This is a genomic window from Candidatus Xenohaliotis californiensis (genome assembly GCF_963930935.1).
Taxonomy (GTDB): domain Bacteria; phylum Pseudomonadota; class Alphaproteobacteria; order Rickettsiales; family CAWVOK01; genus Xenohaliotis; species Xenohaliotis californiensis.
This window is the reverse complement of the sequence record NZ_CAWVOK010000024.1, coordinates 1-18664: the sequence shown is the minus strand read 5'-3', so window position 1 is coordinate 18664 and position 18664 is coordinate 1. Positions and strand designations below refer to the sequence as shown.

13 protein-coding genes and 1 tRNA gene are annotated in these 18664 nt (G+C 32.6%); 2 read left to right on the top strand and 12 right to left on the bottom strand.

All coding sequences use genetic code 11. From position 1 onward, the window contains the following. Positions 1-42: 42 nt before the first annotated feature. Positions 43-1932, bottom strand: a complete 1890-nt coding sequence (locus AABI72_RS02685; RefSeq protein WP_338364158.1) for a pentapeptide repeat-containing protein — start codon at positions 1930-1932, stop codon at positions 43-45. Between the two features lie 222 nt (positions 1933-2154). Here AABI72_RS02685 and AABI72_RS02680 point away from each other — a divergent pair, with 222 nt between their 5' ends. After that, positions 2155-3480 carry a cytochrome ubiquinol oxidase subunit I gene (locus tag AABI72_RS02680; protein WP_338364156.1) on the top strand — a complete coding sequence of 442 codons (1326 nt, stop codon included), beginning with the start codon at positions 2155-2157 and terminating at the stop codon, positions 3478-3480. After that, positions 3477-4484: a cytochrome d ubiquinol oxidase subunit II gene (locus AABI72_RS02675; RefSeq protein WP_338364154.1), complete on the top strand. Its 1008-nt coding sequence runs from the start codon at positions 3477-3479 to the stop codon at positions 4482-4484. Before AABI72_RS02680 ends, AABI72_RS02675 begins: the two co-directional genes overlap by 4 nt. Here AABI72_RS02675 and rmuC read toward each other — a convergent pair. From rmuC to AABI72_RS02620, 11 genes are all read right to left on the bottom strand, one after another. Continuing rightward, entirely contained in the window at positions 4481-5782 is a 1302-nt protein-coding gene (gene rmuC, locus AABI72_RS02670; RefSeq protein WP_338364152.1) for a DNA recombination protein RmuC, read from the bottom strand. The genes AABI72_RS02675 and rmuC overlap by 4 nt on opposite strands. Positions 5783-6290: 508 nt before the next feature. After that, on the bottom strand, positions 6291-7193 hold the full coding sequence (locus AABI72_RS02665; RefSeq protein WP_338364150.1) for a hypothetical protein: 903 nt from the start codon (positions 7191-7193) through the stop codon (positions 6291-6293). A 120-nt stretch (positions 7194-7313) separates the two neighbouring features. Further along, entirely contained in the window at positions 7314-11480 is a 4167-nt protein-coding gene (gene rpoC, locus AABI72_RS02660) for a DNA-directed RNA polymerase subunit beta' (RefSeq protein WP_338364148.1), read from the bottom strand. Positions 11481-11498: 18 nt separating this feature from the next. Further along, positions 11499-15590, bottom strand: a complete 4092-nt coding sequence (rpoB, locus tag AABI72_RS02655) for a DNA-directed RNA polymerase subunit beta (RefSeq protein WP_338364145.1) — start codon at positions 15588-15590, stop codon at positions 11499-11501. 101 nt (positions 15591-15691) lie between these two features. Then, positions 15692-16102 carry a 50S ribosomal protein L7/L12 gene (gene rplL, locus AABI72_RS02650; RefSeq protein ID WP_338364143.1) on the bottom strand — a complete coding sequence of 137 codons (411 nt, stop codon included), beginning with the start codon at positions 16100-16102 and terminating at the stop codon, positions 15692-15694. 24 nt (positions 16103-16126) lie between these two features. Further along, entirely contained in the window at positions 16127-16645 is a 519-nt protein-coding gene (gene rplJ, locus AABI72_RS02645) for a 50S ribosomal protein L10 (RefSeq protein ID WP_338364142.1), read from the bottom strand. A 15-nt stretch (positions 16646-16660) separates the two neighbouring features. Next, complete coding sequence (rplA, locus tag AABI72_RS02640; RefSeq protein ID WP_338364140.1) at positions 16661-17305, bottom strand: 50S ribosomal protein L1; 645 nt, start codon at positions 17303-17305, stop codon at positions 16661-16663. 5 nt (positions 17306-17310) lie between these two features. Then, entirely contained in the window at positions 17311-17763 is a 453-nt protein-coding gene (gene rplK / locus AABI72_RS02635; RefSeq protein WP_338364138.1) for a 50S ribosomal protein L11, read from the bottom strand. Positions 17764-17777: 14 nt separating this feature from the next. After that, the gene (nusG, locus tag AABI72_RS02630) at positions 17778-18332 is read right to left on the bottom strand and encodes a transcription termination/antitermination protein NusG (RefSeq protein WP_338364136.1); all 555 of its coding nucleotides are present in this window, start codon (positions 18330-18332) and stop codon (positions 17778-17780) included. Next, positions 18322-18516 carry a preprotein translocase subunit SecE gene (secE, locus tag AABI72_RS02625; protein ID WP_338364133.1) on the bottom strand — a complete coding sequence of 65 codons (195 nt, stop codon included), beginning with the start codon at positions 18514-18516 and terminating at the stop codon, positions 18322-18324. The genes nusG and secE overlap by 11 nt, the downstream gene beginning before the upstream one ends. Positions 18517-18530: 14 nt before the next feature. Further along, positions 18531-18603 (bottom strand) — tRNA-Trp (locus AABI72_RS02620). Between the last annotated feature and the right edge of the window lie 61 nt (positions 18604-18664).

Below are 18664 nucleotides of genomic sequence, written 5' to 3'. Positions count from 1 at the left end.
AAAAAATAGCAAATAAAAGTAAAAAATATGTATCAATACATATTAATCAGCATATTTTTTTAAATAATTAATAAAATTAATATTATTAGATCTCACATCTTTAAATATTGCATCCTTGATATAAGAACCTCTCATATTAACTCCTGTTAAATCAGTTTTAGTAAGATCTGCTTTTGATATATTGATATTTTGCATATTAGCATAAGAAAGTATAGCATTATTCATCTTAACCTGTGGTGCAAAAACACCACTCATATTTGCAAAACTTAAATTAGCTCCAGAAAAATTAGCACCACTAAGATTTGAACCACTCAAATTAATACCTTCCATAATAGAATTACTAAAATTAATACCTTCAAGATCTAATCCACTAAGATCAACATATGAATAATTAACACCACTGAAATCCATATCAGATGCAACAACTGCCATAAAATCATCTTTTGAAAACATTGCACCAAATCCTTTCATAACATTAACCACATCCAGAGAAAGTCCAGTATTAATAAAAAATGATAAGCCTAAATCTACATCTTTAACCATAACTTTATCCATTGCCACACCAACCAATGCTGAACTACGCATAAAAGAATCCCTTAAAATTGAATCATTAACATTACCTTTCACAAAGGATATGCTATTAAAAATAACACTCTTAGCAAGAACATTGGTCATACTGGTCTCAAAAAAAGAACTGTGGCTAAAATTGGCATTAATAAGCTCACTTCTATCAAAAAAGCTATTTTTTAATTTAACATTTCTGGCTGCAACATTCTGCATTAAAGCATCATTTGCAGATATATTGGTAAGAATACTTTTATCTATTCTAGCACCATTAAATACTGCATATGGCATTGAAGTATTGTCAATAGTTACGCCCAACATATATGCATTGCGAAAATCTACTCCATTCATCATTAAGTTACGCATTTTTGCATTGCCCATAATTATGTTTTGTGCATCAAGTTCATTTATCTCAGAGCTTTGTATAACAATATTATTCATAATTGCACCAACTAAACTTATCCGAGTAGCATAAACACTTTCCAGAAATGCTTCAGATAAATCAACACCTTTTAAATTTGATGTATAAAAATTAACATCTGATATATCTGTGCCAAAAAGATTAGCATTTTGTAAATCTGTTAAGATAATCTTGCTACTCATTAGACTTGAGAATTCAAAATAACCATCTTCCATATTGCTATTCACTATCTCACCATCATGCATAAATGCACCATACATCATAACACCAGGCATATAAGAACTCTGAATTCTAATGCCATCCATATCACAACTAAACAAGTCAATATCACTTCCTTTTATACTCATCAAATGAACACGTTCTAAATTTGAATTCCTAAGGCTTGTGTTATGCATAATGCTATCAGATATATACGATCCAGATAAATCAACTTTATAGAAATTTGCATTACTCATGTTTGATTTATGCACTTTTGCATCATTAAAACCTAAAAAACCACCATTAACATAACGCATATCTGATTCTTGGATATTGGCAGCGGATAAAAAAGAATGTAGTAAAGTAGCACTATGCAAATTACTATTTTTTATCATTACACGAGATAAATCGCTTTGCGATAAATTTGCACCATGCAAATTGCAATCAACAAACATAGCACCAGAAAAACTGGATTCACTCATATTAGCATTTGATAAGTCAACTTCTTCAAAAACAGCACCATCTAAGTTCATTCCACTAAGATCTACTCCTTGCAAGTTAGTGTTAAAATCTTTATTAAAACTAAGTGGCAAACCAGCTCTTTTTCTTTTTTCAATAAAATCTTCTATCTCTTGACGAGTTGATGTCGCTACAATCACATGACCTGATAAATTTTGACTATCTGCTAGAGCATTGCTGAAAAAAACATACGAACAAAAAAAATAAATAGTAAAAACAAACAATCTCATAAAATCTAAACTCAATAGCAAAAACTACAAATATACATTCAACTATAGTAAAAATAAATAGTTAAAATTTAATAATATTAACAATAATATACTAATATAAATATCTAAAAATAAAAACCTGTAAAAACAAAACACAGCATGTATTAAAATAAAACTAATAATAAACATAGACTGCCTCAATCAAAAAAGATATATGTATAGTAAATAGTATTATGTTGTACAATGTTTGATTATACTATGTTGTCACGTATTCAATTTACTGCCAATATTACCTTTCATATATTATTCCCAACTATATCTATAGCACTATCATGGTTTTTGTTCTTTTTCAAAGTCATGTACAACAAGACTAAAAATAAAAAATGGATAGAGGCTTATAAATTGTGGGTGAAAATTTTTGCCCTAACTTTTGCACTAGGTATTGTAACTGGCGTTACAATGTCATTTCAGTTTGGCAGCAATTGGCCTGGATTTATGGAAACAGTAGGGAATATTGCTGGACCATTGCTTGCTTATGAAGTTTTAACATCATTCTTCTTAGAAGCAACATTCCTAGGTATTATGCTTTTTGGTATGCATAAAGTATCTAATGCACTACATACTTTAGCAACTTTTTTAGTAGCTTTTGGCACAACATTTTCTGCATTCTGGATAATGTCTCTCAACTCTTGGATGCAAACTCCATTGGGTTTTGAAATGAGAGATGGTGTGGCATATCCAACCAATTGGATAGAAATCATCTTCAATCCATCAATGCTTGATCGACTAGCTCATATGCTAATAGCATCAGGACTTACAACCTCATTTATTATTGCAGGAGTTGCATCTTATCAATGGCTAAACAATAAAAAAACACCATCTGTTATAGTATCAATAAAGGTGGCAGTTTATGCTGCATCAACTATGTCACTTATGCAGCTATTTTCTGGTGACCATTTAGGGCTTAACACCCAAAAACACCAACCAGCTAAATTGGCTGCAATGGAAGCAATGTGGGAAACTGATACAGGAATGCCACTACGCTTATTTGCTATACCTAGCACAAAAGAAAGAAGAAATATATTTGAAATAGGCATACCAAAACTTGGCTCATTAATACTAACCCACAAACTAAATGGTGAAATAAAAGGCTTAAATGATTTTAAAGAACATCCACCAATTATACCTTTATTTTTCTCATTTAGAGCTATGTTTGGCATAGGAATACTGATGCTCATAACATCTTGGATAGCTAGTATTAAAATATTTCGGCATGGAGATATCAACAAATTTATAGCAATAATGCTTTTTCTCATGACATTTGCTGGATGGTTAGCAACTATTTTAGGATGGTATATTGCAGAAATAGGCAGACAACCATATTTGGTTCAAGGAGTACTGAAAACAAAAGATGCTGCTGCAATAATGCCCAAACAACACATAGTAGCAAGCCTTACAGCATATATAATAACTTACATCATACTATTATTTGCATACATAAAAACAGTGTTCTATATTGCAAAACAGAGTGTAATAAATTGGTATAAAATAACAATGAGTGAAGCATGATAAATTTTCTAAATGATCCATATTTACTACCATTAATCTTTGCACTTTTAATGTACTTATCTGGCTTAATATATGCCATATTAGATGGATATGATTTAGGGGTTGGCATTTTATTAAACTGTGCAAATGATGATGAAAAAGACTCAATGATAGCATCCATTGGACCATTTTGGGATGCAAATGAAACTTGGTTAGTGCTAACAATTGGAATCTTATTAGTTGCATTTCCATATGCCCAAGGTGCTATACTAACCTCAATGTACGCACCATTAGTAACTATGTTAATAGCATTGGTTGTCAGAGGTGCTGCCTTTGACTTTCGCACAAAAACAAAACTAGAACAAAAAAATACTTGGAATAATGCATTTTTTGCTGGATCATTAACAACATCCTTGGCACAAGGGTATATGCTAGCTTTATATATGGTAGGAGCTGAAATCTCATGGCAACGATATGCATTTGCTATAATCACCTCAATAACTCTAACAATGGGATATGCATTAATTGGTGCATCGTGGCTAATAATGAAAACTGAAGATTGCCTCCAACTAAAGGCCATATCTTGGGCTAAAAAAATAACACTTGTATTAGTGCCATTGATAATAACAATTCTTATGCTCTATCCTGTTACTAGGCACCTAATGCCAAAATTTATTCCCAATCATAAAAATGTAGCGCTTATCATAATTGCTTTTGCAATATCTATTACAATTTTATTAAATTACTACATATTAAGAAAACTACCTTGCAAAAATGATGCTTTATGCTGGTTGCCATTTGCAATGACTACACTAACTTTTCTTCTGTGTGGTATTGGTTTAGTGTATAGCTTCTATCCATACCTTACTATAGGTGGCATGACAATCTGGAATGCAGCAAGCTCACAAGAATCACTTTGGATAATATTTCTAGGTGTATTGGTGGTGTTGCCATTAATAATTATCTATAATATAGTGATACATAAATCATTTTGGGGCAAAACTGGAAATCTAAGATATTATTAATCAACATCTTCAATAGCCTTATGCAAACTACTGCTATCAATATCAACACTAACTGATTGTGGATTTCTTAAAGATTTACCACCCCAAACAACACCACTCTTTTTCTCTATTGCTAACATCTTTGAGTATAAGCCACCTGCACCAGTCAATCTGCTAGTTACCATATTATAATCTGTAGCCACAGTGCGCAATCTATCACCAACTTTAATCCAACCATTACATATATTAGAGAATTTTTGATACATTGATTCAACAATTCTCATAATCTCCTCAACATTTGCATTACGCTTCTCAAAATTCCATAATGAATTAACTACCTTTAGTACAACTGATAAAGTAGTAGGAGAAACAATAATAACTCCTTCTTTTTGTGCATCAAACCATAAGTTGCCGTGCATTATCATCTGTAATGCAGACTCCATTGGCACAAACATGACTACAAAATCAGGTGAATTAATATCTTGTGCATTTGAGTAGCAACGTTCTTTAAGGTCTCGAACATGTCTTCTAACTGATTGATTAAAACTATTAAGCAATCTTTTTTCTTCATCAGAACCACGCTCTGCATCAATCAACTCCTTATAATCAAACAATGAAACCTTAGAATCAATAACTAAATGTCTATTTTCTGGTAGATTTACAATCACATCTGGTCTACCCTTATCACCACTGCTGTGCACTAAGCTGCTCTGCATCCTGTAATGCTCACCTTTATGTAAGCCAGAATTCTCAAGACACATCTCTAAAACCTGTTCACCAAACTCACCAGCAGCCTTGGAGTCACCCTTGCATGCTTTAATAAAATCATTTGCTAGCTTGGTCATATTACTTACTACATTTTGCATAGCATCCTGTTTAACCCTGTCAAGCTCTTCACTAACCACCCTACTTTTCTTAAAATCCTCCATTTCCTGCCTAAACTCTTTACGCAGCTCATCCACAGGAATAAGAGTTTCTTTAAGTTTTTTGGTAGACTCCTCGGCATTGCGCAACAACTGATCACCAGATATAGCACCAACCTTTTCACTAAGACGTTGCACAATATGCTCAGCATTTTCTCTCCTCATTCTGTCATATTCATCTTTAGTAGTTCTAACCTCTTCAAGCTTAGCCTCCACCCTGTTAAATTTATTCCTAAAATCATCTCTCTCAAGTTCCAAGTTTCTATTTTCTGCACGAATATTCTCCAAATCACCTAATGCATTAGCAAGTCTATGTCTAAGCATCTTAATGTGCATTAATCCATATGCAATTAAGAACATAAAACAAAAAATAGCTCCAAGAAAAAACCACATCATAAAAAACCTGTGAAACATTAATTCAACAAAAAATTATCACCAATATCTTAAATCTTAGATAGTATATGAGATATTGATAGTTAAATTTTAGCAGCAAATTATTAAATAATGCTAGAGTTTATTTTATTTTAGTAAAAATGAATAAATAACTAGAAACTAATACTTTTTAAACAAATTAATTTATTATCATCTCAGCAACATGCATAAAAATCAAACACAGTCTTCTCAGCAACAAATTTAGTACAATTAATTAATTTGTACAAAAAAATGTGTGAGCTAAGTTATATTTGGTGAGGTTAAAATTACTTTCTCCAATTTTAAAAAATTTTACAGTCAACCTATTACACCTCATATTTAATATTAGTAGCACAATATAAAAAATGCATTAGAAACAGCTGTTGTGACAGTAAAGATAGTATACCAGTATGCATGAACATGCTGTATAGCAAAAGTATATTTATAGTGCAAAAAATCTTATTGTACAAAATACAAGTAAAATATCATAAAATTATATAAGATACAGCTGATCTTGGGCTATAGTACTAATCTTAGGCACAAATTCACTATCTATTTTGAATACTATCTCTGTATTGTCTGCAACATCACGTGGTTCACCAAAAATATTTACAATCTCAAATCTCTTTGTATTTAATAAGCACATTCCAGTTATATCAACCTTACAATTTAATGCTAGCGATACAGAAAGATATTTAGCACCTAAAACACAAGAACACGATATTCTATAAAGCATCTTGCGGCATAATGGATGTATTTTTGCTTTTATTATTTGACCAGCTGATTTAAATTCCCAAAAACCAGTACAATCAAAATCGGCTTTCTTAATCAATAAACTAACCTCTATAACCTCAAAATAATCAAACACACACTCTACAAATGGTAATGTGATATCAAAAATTTTTGCACCAGAAAGAGTAAATTCATTTCCATCTACTCCAAACTTAATTAATGAAACAGCTGGCTTGCTTGATATATAGTCTATTAATGCACAAATGGAATTATCTATATTTAGGTTATTTTTATATAAAATCCAAATATCTTTTTCAAACTCTTCTTCTTTATTATACACATTACGCAAAAGTGCTTTTTGATCAATTATTTCTACGGCAGACTGTGCAGCAGGTGAAAGATGATTTTTTATTTTTAAACATGTAAAAACAGTAGAGAAAATCTGCTCTGCAAAAACATCATCAATGCTACTAGCTCCACTTGGACAAATATTAAATATAAACACATTACCATTGGCATTAGCAGTGGTATTAAAACTTATATTAGCAGTATCAACTCCAAGTGCAAATGCTACATTATTAGTAAGCTCAAGAAACAATAAACATGCTCTACTGTCATTAATATTGGCACTATCATTAACACTCATTGTAAACTTTGGAAACATTAGACTGCTCTATAAATAGTCTTTAATCTATTGTAAAGCTAAAATTATATAATTTAACATATTTTTTGCCATAATAAGTCCTCATTAAAAAAATAATAACTATAATCTCTAGCATTAAAACTATGTTGTTTCAGGCAAAGTACCTACATCAACATTGTTATCATTAGGTGAAGAGGTGCCACTCACAGCCATTTTTTTACTTTCACGTTTATAGTAGCTGCTAAAAAATCCAGTTCCAGCTGGTATCAAACGACCAACTAAAATATTTTCTTTCAATCCTTCTAATTTATCAATTTTTGCACCAATAGCAGCTTCTGTTAAAACTTTTGTTGTTTCTTGGAAAGATGCAGCAGAAATAAAGGATTTTGTACGTAAACTGGCCTTGGTGATACCTTGAAATGTTAATACACCTTTGGGCAATCTTTTACCCTCTTTCTTTAGTTGTGCACAAACACTATAATAATCTTCTCTATCTATCTGCTCTCCAACCAAAAGCATAGAGTCGCCAGATTCAATAATTTCATATTTCTGGAGCATTTGACGTAAGATTATTTCAATATGCTTATTATCAATACTAACACCTTGCAATCTATAAACACTCTGAATTTCATTAATCATATAATCTGTAGCCATTTCAACCCCCATAACAGCCAAAATATCTTGGGGATTAGGGCTACCATCAACCAATAAATCACCCTTTTTCACAAACTCACCTTCACTTACAAGAGTGTATTTTCCACGTGGTATCAAATATTCAATCTGCTCATTGTTATTCTTAATAATAACTTTATGCTTAGATTTATAATCCCTGCCAAGCTCTACAATACCAGAAATTTCACTAATTATTGCATGATCCCTTGGCTTACGAGCCTCAAACAATTCAGCAACACGAGGTAAGCCACCTGTGATATCCTTAACTCCTAATGATTTTCTAGGAATACGGAACAATACATCACCAGACTCTATTTTCTGACCATTCTTTACACTCAATATAGAGCCAATGCTAACCACATAGCTAGCACCCAATCCATTAGATAATTTAATTTGTTTTCCTTTTTCATCCTTGAGTAAAACAGTAGGGTGTAAATCAAAATTACCACTATGTTGACGCCAATCAATAATAATTTTACTAACTACACCAGTCACTACATCCATTATCTCACTTACTGATACATCTTCAACTAAATCAACATATTCAACAATTCCAGATTTTTCTGCAATAACTGGCATTGTATATGGATCCCAAGATGCTAATTTTGCTTTCTTTGTAACATTACTTTCATTTTCAAATAAAATTTTTGAACCATAAGGAATACTATAGCTTGCCAATTCAGTACCACCAACACTGCTGTATATCTTAAGTTCAAATGATCTGCTCATGGCAATTCTATTTCCATGTCGGTCAGTTACAGTTGAATCAATATCAAAGCTCACAACACCATTTGTAGATGCATTGGCACTTGATATCTCAGAACCAGTAGTAGCACCACCAATATGAAAAGTACGCATTGTCAATTGTGTGCCTGGTTCGCCAATTGATTGTGCAGCAATTACACCAACAGCCTCACCTATAGAAACCATTTTACCACTTGAAAGGTCACGACCATAACACTTAGCACAAGAACCACGCAAATGTTTACACATAAGAACTGATCTAACTTTTATAGCACTCATTCCTGAAGCATCAATTTTGGCAATGGCATCTTCTTCAATCAAGTCACCAGCTGCAACAATTAATTCACCGGTAACAGGATGAAAAATGTCATTCATGGCAACTCTACCAAGCACTAATTCACCAATACTTACAACAATTTCACCACCTTCCATAATTTGTGAAGCTGTTATACCATCTGTAGTACCACAATCAAGGTCTTGTATAACAAAATCTTGTGCAACATCTACAAGTCTGCGTGTTAAATAACCAGAGTTAGCAGTTTTTAAGGCTGTGTCAGACAGTCCTTTACGTGCACCATGAGTGGAATTAAAGTATTCAAGAACATCTAATCCTTCTCTGAAATTAGATACAATAGGAGTTTCAATAATATCACCAGAAGGCTTAGACATTAAGCCACGCATACCAGCCAGCTGTTTAATTTGTGCTGGAGATCCTCTGGCTCCAGAATTAGCCATCATATATATAGAATTAATATTTCTGCAACCAGGTAATTCTGTGTCTATTTTAGAATTTTTAGCAGAAATGCATTGCATCATATCAAATGCAATTCTGTCAACACAATGCGACCAAACATCTATAGCTTTGTTATATTTTTCATTTGCTGTTACTAATCCCTCTTGATATTGCATCTCAAATTTCATAACCTCTGCTCTTGATTTAGCAACATGATGCTCTTTAGTATCTGGGATAATCATGTCATTTTTATTAAATGAAATACCAGATTTAGTAGCATATTTAAAACCAAGCAGCATCAAATTATCTACAAAATCAACACAATCCTTCTTACCACAATTTCTATACACCATATCAACAATATCTGCCATATCCTTAGCACCAAGAACTCTATTAACTAAATCAAAAGATAAATTTTCATTAGCTGGCAATATTCTGTACAAAGCCACTCTGCCTGGTGTTGTGTTATAAATATTAAAAACCAATTCTCCATCAACAATAGAAGGGCAACGAGCTTTAATTTCTGAGTGCAGGTCAACAACTTCATGATATAATGCCTGATCTATTTCATCAAAAGAACCAAAAACCATACCTTCACCAAGACCATTTTCATTTAATAAAGTTAAATAATAGATCCCCAGCACAATGTCTTTTGTTGGTACTATTGCTGGCTTACCACTTGATGGACTAAGGATGTTATTGGTAGACATAATAAGTACACGTGCCTCTAATTGAGCCTCTAATGATAGAGGTATATGTACGGCCATTTGATCACCATCAAAATCTGCATTGAATGCTGAACAAACCAATGGATGAAGTTGTATTGCCTTGCCATCTATTAAAACAGGCTCAAAAGCTTGTATACTTAAACGATGCAATGTTGGTGCTCTATTAAGCAATACTGGATGATCTTTTATTATCTCTTCTAAAATATCCCAAATTTCTGGCTTTTCGGCTTCAACCATATATTTAGCAACTTTAATTGTTGGTGCCATGCCATATATTTCCATTTTTGAATAAATAAAAGGTTTAAAAAGTTCTAATGCCATCTTTTTTGGCAAGCCACATTGATGTAATTTTAATTTTGGGCCTACAACAATAACTGAACGACCAGAATAATCAACGCGCTTACCTAATAAATTCTGTCTAAAGCGACCTTGCTTGCCCTTCAAAACATCACTTAATGATTTAAAAGGCCTCTTATTAGTACTTTTCACCACTCTACTACGACGACTGTTATCAAATAATGCATCAACAGCTTCTTGTAGCATACGCTTTTCATTACGAATAATAATACTAGGTGCACCAAGCTCTAACAATCTTCTTAAACGGTTATTGCGATTAACCAATCTTCTGTATAGCTCATTTAAATCTGAAGCTGCAAAACGACCACCATCTAACATTACTAAAGGACGTAATTCTGGCGGCATAACTGGTATAACATTCAGAATCATCCATTCAGGTTTATTCTTTGATTTAAGAAAATCTAATATTATGCGCAGTCTTTTGATAATCTTTTTCTTTTTTAACTCAGAAGTGGCGCTCATTAATTCATTACGCAAGCACTGAGCTAACAACTCTAAATCAAGTTCTTGCAATAAGATTTGTATAGCCTCAGCGCCCATCATTGCTGTAAAGGAATCTTCTCCATAATCATCAACAGCTTTGCTGTATGCATCCTCAGATAATAGTTGTGTTTTTTCAAGTGGTGAAACACCACCATCTACTACAATATATGATTCACAATACAAAACACTCTCCAGGTCACGTAATGATATATCAAGCAATATGCCAATTCTAGAAGGCAAAAGTTTTACAAACCATATGTGTGCAACTGGAGCTGCTAGCTCTATATGACCCATCCTTTCTCTTCTAACTCTTGATAGAGTAACTTCTACACCACATTTTTCACATACAATACCACGATATTTTATACGCTTATATTTGCCACATAAACATTCATAATCTCTTATTGGTCCAAAAATACGTGCACAAAATAAACCATCTTTTTCAGGCTTAAAAGTCCTATAATTAATTGTTTCTGGCTTGCGAACTTCGCCATAAGACATAGATCGTATCTTCTCTGGACTTGCTATAGATATTGCAATCTGGTCAAATTGCTGAACAGAATCAACACTCTCTAATCTAGAATAACTCACACACACCCCTTTTTTAAATCACTCTACTGCATCTTGCAACTCAATATTCAAACATAATGAGCGCAATTCCTCAATCATTACATTAAATGATTCAGGCATACCACATTCCAACTCATTAACACCTCTTATTATTGACTCATACACCTTAACCCTACCTTTTACATCATCTGATTTAACTGTTAACATTTCTTGCAATGTATATGCTGCACCATATGCTTGAAGTGCCCAGCATTCCATTTCTCCAAAACGCTGACCGCCAAAATGTGATTTACCCCCTAATGGCTGTTGTGTAATTAAGCTATATGGACCAACAGAACGAGCATGTATCTTATTATTAACTAAATGATGTAATTTCATCATATAAATATAACCAACAGTCACAGTTCTATCAAATTTCTCACCTGTTAAACCATCTGTTAAAATCACAGAATCCACAGATGAAATACCAATATTTTTTGCAAAATCATCCATAAGCTCTTCACTTGGTGCCTCAAACACAGGTGCTGCAAGCAGAGCTCCTTTCTTTAGGCTATTAGCCAAAGAACGCAGATCATCTACATTGCATCTAGAAATTACATTATGATCAGCTTTATTAGTGTAAACTTTTGATAATAATGATCTAAGAGAATCAACATCTTCCAAGGTATTCATGTTGTTAAAAGCATCAGCTATTTTTTTACCAGTCTGCTTACACAGCCAGCCAAGATGAGCTTCTAAAATCTGTCCCACATTCATTCTTGATGGAACACCTAGAGGATTTAAAATAATATCCACCAGTGTTCCATCTTCTAAATATGGCATATCCTCAACTGGAACTATTTTAGAAACTACACCCTTATTGCCATGTCTACCAGCCATTTTATCTCCTGGTTGTAATTTCTGTTTGGAAGCAAGAAAAATTTTTACTATCTTCAAAACACCTTGTGGCAATTCACTATCAACCAACAACCTTTCAGCTGCTATATTGTAATCATCTTCCAATTTTTTAAACAATAAATCATATTTAACCTTAAACTGCTTTATTTCTTTTAAAATTGACTGATTGTCTACAGATATATTCCATAATTTTTTTATTGCAACATCATGCCCAGTTTTACCATCATTTAATAATTTAACAAACATATCTTCTTGAATTTTATATGATGGTGCAAAGCCATTAAAATTCTTAGAAAGAATTTGACCCAATGTTATATCTTTAATCTGATTAAAAAAATATTCATTTAATATTAATAACTTAATATTATAGTCTTTACGTAAATTAGATTTCTTTTGTTGTTCAATTAAATGTAATCTTTGATCTTTTTCTACACCATGCACAGAAAGAATCCAAACATCTATAACAGTTCCTGAAATTCCAGATGGCACATAAAGTGATGAATCACGCACATCTGATGCTCTCTCACCAAAAATAATCCTCAATAACTTTTCCTCTGGAGTCATTGGCAATTCACTCTTTGGAGTAATTTTGCCAACCAAAATATCACCTGGTTTTACTTTGACTCCTATGTTAACAATACCTGATTCATCAAGATTAACAAGCTTAGCTTCATTAATATTTGGCAAGCTACGTGTTACTTCTTCAGGACCCAGTCTAGTATCTCTAGCAACACACTCTAACTCTTCAATATGAATAGATGTAAAAACATCATCACTAACTAAACGTTCCGAGATAATAATTGAATCTTCAAAGTTGTAACCATGCCATGGCATGAATGCTACCAACACACTCTTGCCTAAAGCAAGCTCACCATTATCAGTAGCTGTATTGTCTGCTATTATATTACCTTTGTGTACAATATCACCTCTCTTTACTCTAGGTGCATGACCAATATTAGTATTATAATTTGATCTTCTAAATTTCTGCAAAGAATAAACATCCATATCACCAGTTTTCTCAGAGCAAATAACAATCCTTGCTGCATCCACCCAACGTACTATACCATCAGATTTAGCAATTATCACAGCACCAGAATCACGTGCTACAATGTATTCTACACCAGTACCAACCATAGGTGCTTCAGCAATCATCAATGGAACAGCCTGTCTCTGCATATTGGATCCCATAAGAGCTCTATTAGCATCATTATTTTCCAAAAATGGAATTAATGATGCTGCAACAGATACAACTTGTTTTGGTGAAATATCTACAAAATTAACCTCATTTCGCATAACATTAACAAGCTCACCACTTTTTCTACAGCATATAATTTCATCTATAAATACATCTTTATCATCAAGTGCATAGCTAGCTTGTGCAATATTGTACTTTTCTTCTTCAATTGCAGATAAATAATGCAATTCATTAGTTACAGCACCATTGACAACTTTATAATATGGACTTTCTATAAATCCATATCTATTAACTGTAGCACATATAGCTAAACTATTTACTAGGCCAATATTTTGTCCTTCTGGAGTTTCAACTGGACAAATCCTACCATAATGTGTTGTATGAACATCACGCACTTCATAGCCAGCCCTTTCTCTTGTAAGACCACCAGGCCCAAGAGCTGACAACCTACGCTTATGTGTAATTTCAGATAATGGATTAGTTTGATCCATAAACTGTGACAATTGCGAAACACTAAAAAATTCCTTAATCAAAGATGTGAGTAACTTAGAGTTTATTAAATCATGTGGCATAACAGAATCTAGATCAACAGATGATAATCTCTCAACAGAAACCCTAGCAATCTTCATTAATCCTATGCGAAATTGATTTTCAACTAACTCACCAACAGCTTTTACTCTTCTATTTCCTAAATGGTCTATATCATCTATTGGCATTTTACCATCTTTCACTGCTATTAAAGCTTTAATCACATGAAGTACATCTGCCTTGCTTAATGTATGATGATCTTCTGGAATATCAAGACCAAGCTTTGCATTCATTTTTACCCTGCCAACATCAGATAAGTCATACTTATCTTTGTCAAAAAATAACCCTTCAAGAAGTGATTCAACAATTTCTGCATTAGCCAGCTCTCCAGGTCTGATAACTTTATATATCTCTATAAGAGCATCAGTTTTCATTGAATTTTTGTCAGCCTTAAGAGTGTTTAGAATATAATTACCAGCATATACATCATCAACAACTAAAATTGAAAAAGATTCAATACCTAATGAATAAATTAAATCAAAATGTGAGCCATTAATAGATTCACCAACACTTATAGTGACCCTATTATCATTCTTATCAACAATATCATGTGCAATAAACAGTTCATCACAAACACTATGATCAATACGAAAATCACCTGATATTGGTAGTTTTGCAGAAATTAATTTAGCAATAACCCTTTGATTAATTCTTGTATTTTTTTCAAGAATAACCTCACCTGTCTCCATATTTCTTAAAGTAAAGAAGCTTTTAAAACCTAAAAAATCTCTTAACTTCAAATTAACAAACCAAAAATCTTCTTTAATATTGTAATTAAATGTGATTTTATTATAAAAAAAATCAATAATTTCCTGCTTGTTTAATCCTAATGCATACAATAATGTGCTAACATGCATCTTCCTTTTTCTGTCTATACGAAAATATATTAAATCCTTAATATCAAACTCAAAATCAAGCCAAGATCCACGATATGGAATTATTCTTGTTGAATAAAGTATTTTTCCAGAACTATAATTCTTACCTCTATCATGATCAAAAAACACACCTGGTGACCTGTGCATCTGCGATACCACAACATACTCACAGCCATTGATAACAAAAGTACCTTTAGTTGTCATTAATGGTATATTGCTTATATATACTTCTTGTTCTTTAATACTTTTTATTTCTTTGGATTTAGTTTCTTCACTTTCTACCCAAACTATAAGTCTCATTAATGCACGAACAGTTGCAGCATATGTTATACCACGTTGTACACATTCATCTTCATTAAACTTAGGTTCTTTTAATGAGTAGGAAACAAAATCAAGTGTGGCTTTATTGCCTGCATCAACTATAGGAAATATACCTTTAAAAACCGATGCTATGCCACTATCTTCCTCAACTCCATCTCTACCATAAAGAAAACGTGCATAAGATTCTTTTTGCACATCAAGCATATTAGGTAGTTTATCCAATTCAATTGCCTTCCCATCAATCCTTGAACGCATAGAATGAGAGAATAAAAAACTACACACACTCTCTGAATTTGCCACACCTATCCCCTTTCATGCCTTAGTAAAAAAAGCTTTAAAAAATTTATAGAACTAACTTACTTAATCTCCACTTTAGCACCAGCTGCTTCTATGGCTGTTTTAATATCATCTGCTTCCTTTTTAGATACACCCTTCTTCAAAATAGCATCTGCTGTTTCAACTAATTTTTTAGCATCCATCAATCCACATGATAATAGATCTTTAACAGCTTTAATAACAGAAACTTTATTACTGCCAATAGTTTTTAATATTACATCAAATTCAGTTTTTTCTTCAACTTTAGCTGAAGATTCCTGTTGTGCTGGAGCACTGCCACCAAAAGACATTGCACCCATAGCAGGTAAATTAAATTTTTCCCTAAAGCCTTCAGAAAGTTGGTGTATCTGGCTAACTGTTAAAGCACAGATATCATCAAGAATACTTGCAACCTTAGCATCAGTATCTTGAGAAGAATGTTGTTGACTCATTTACAATACCTCATTAATTATTAATCATAACTCTTTATCTTTATAAGTCTGTAACACATGCAATAAAGATATTCCTGTGCTATTCATAGTGTTATAAAATTCAAGCAAAGGCAATTGCAAAGATGTATACAATTTAGAATACAATGCTTCAATAGAAGGCATTTTTGACAATGCATAAACATCATTTTTTTTGATTACCTTTGAGTCATAATAGCAAGAAACTACTTCTAATTTAACATTATCTTTAAAAAAATCAATTACATTTTTTAATAAAGGAAAAATATCGTTAGAATAAATGATTAAATTTGACCCAACAGACTCATCTTTAATAGTCATATTATAATCTAATCTATCAACAGCTATACAAAATAAAGTATTTTTTATAAAACATACGCCAGAAGAAATATCATGCAACTTTAACTGAAGCATCTTGGATTCTGTTGCTGTGATGCCATTATTACGCACAAGCATAATCATTGAATAATTTGTCAATATAAGTGACATCTTATTGATTACCTGTTCTTTTTGCTCTCTAGTAGACATAATCTTTCAACTCCATCAAAGTTTAATTCTGTATGATTTGCCCATAGTTGAACTAATAAAAATAGACTTAATTTCCATTTTATCAACATCACTGGGTTTGTTATTCAGTATTGCAGATAATGCACTTTGCAAATTCTTAGCCAATTTATCAACATCAATTAACACATTGCCAAAACACATATTAATAACACCTTTTTTATCAGCTTTATATTCAACCATAGTACCCTGTTTTATTGCAGGCACCACAGAAGCAAAATTGGTTGTAACAGTGCCAGATTTTGTATTAGGCATCAAACCCTTTGGTCCTAATATTTTTGCCACTTTTGCTATACTGCTCATCATAGATGGAGTTGCAATATAGCAATCATATTCAATCTTACCAACAGCAATGTCTTGCAATAACTCATCATCACCAACATAATCAGCACCAGCAACTTTGGCAGCATCCCATTCATTGGCTTTAGCAATAACTGCAACTTTCTTGTTTTTCCCAGTGCCATAAGGTAATGAAATTACACCCCTAAGTTGTGAAATAGTATTCTTTGCACCACAAGTCAAATTAAGTGACATATCAATTGACTCATTGAATTTTGCTGTTTTAGCAGCTATAAGACTGCTTAAAGCATCATTTAAAAACCATATTTTTTTTTCATCAGCCATGCTTGTTACCTCTTACCATCTCCTATAACCTCAATACCCATAGATTTTGCTGTCCCAATGACCATTTTTAATGCAGAATCAATCTTAACAACTCCCATATCAGTCATTTTCATTTTAGCAATTTCTACTAATTCAGAAGCATTAATAGTTTTAACAACTGTAGCACCAGGAGCACTGCTGCCTCTGTTCAATGATATTGCATTTTTTATAAGCCATGATACTTCTGGCATCTTGACATTACATGAATATGTTTTATCACTATATACAATCACTTTTACACGCACTATTTGCAATTTATCATATGAAGATGTTTTCTCATTAAACATCTTGCAAAACTCCATAATATTAATACCACGTTGTCCTAGTGCTGGTCCCAATGGAGGAGAAGGATTGGCACTGCCAGCCTTAATATTAAACTTCAAATTTGCAACAATTGCCTTCTTTATTTGTTCACTCATAAAAATAAACCATTTTATTCTTCATTATTTACCAAGCTAACCTGATCTAGATCCAAATCAACAGGAGTTAATTGTCCAAAAATAGCCACAGCTACTCTTAAACGTTTTTTTGCATTGTCAATATGCTCTATTTCACCAGCAAAAGAAGCAAATGGGCCACTGGTAATTTTCACCTGCTGCCCAACTTCATATAAAACACTAGATTCTGCATTTTCAATTTTTTCTTTCACTAATTGCATCATCTTCTCAAAGTCATCTTTGGTTAAAGGAGCTGGCTTACCACTACTTGTCACAAAGCCAACAACTCCAGGAAGACTTCTTACAGTGTCTATTGCTCTCTTAGTATTTAACATATTTATCAAAACATATCCAGAAAAAACACTTTTTGTTTTATGTTGTTTTACATTTTTTTTTACTTTAAGCACAGATTGTACAGGAACGCAAATTTCACGAATAGCATTGTCTATATCAGCATTCCTCATTTTGTAAGATTCAATACTTTTAGCTACAGACTGCTCTCTTCCAGCACTAACTCTCAGTATATACCAAAAACAATCATCAGAAGACATGTGCATACCCAAACAACAATTTTAAAAAATGCAAAATTAAATAATCTACCACTAAAAAAAAAAACATTGCTATAACCACAACAGATAAAACTATAGTGGCCATACTCATAGTTTTCTTAAAAGAAATCCAAGAAATTTTTTTTATCTCAAAAATAAAAGATTTATAATATCCAACTATATTCATAACAAACCTATAAGCGGGAGTGATAGGACTTGAACCCATAACCTACGGTTTTGGAGACCGACGCTCTACCAATTGAGCTACACTCCCAATATTTATTCAATAATTTCCATAACAACACCAGCACCAACTGTTATACCACTTTCTCTAA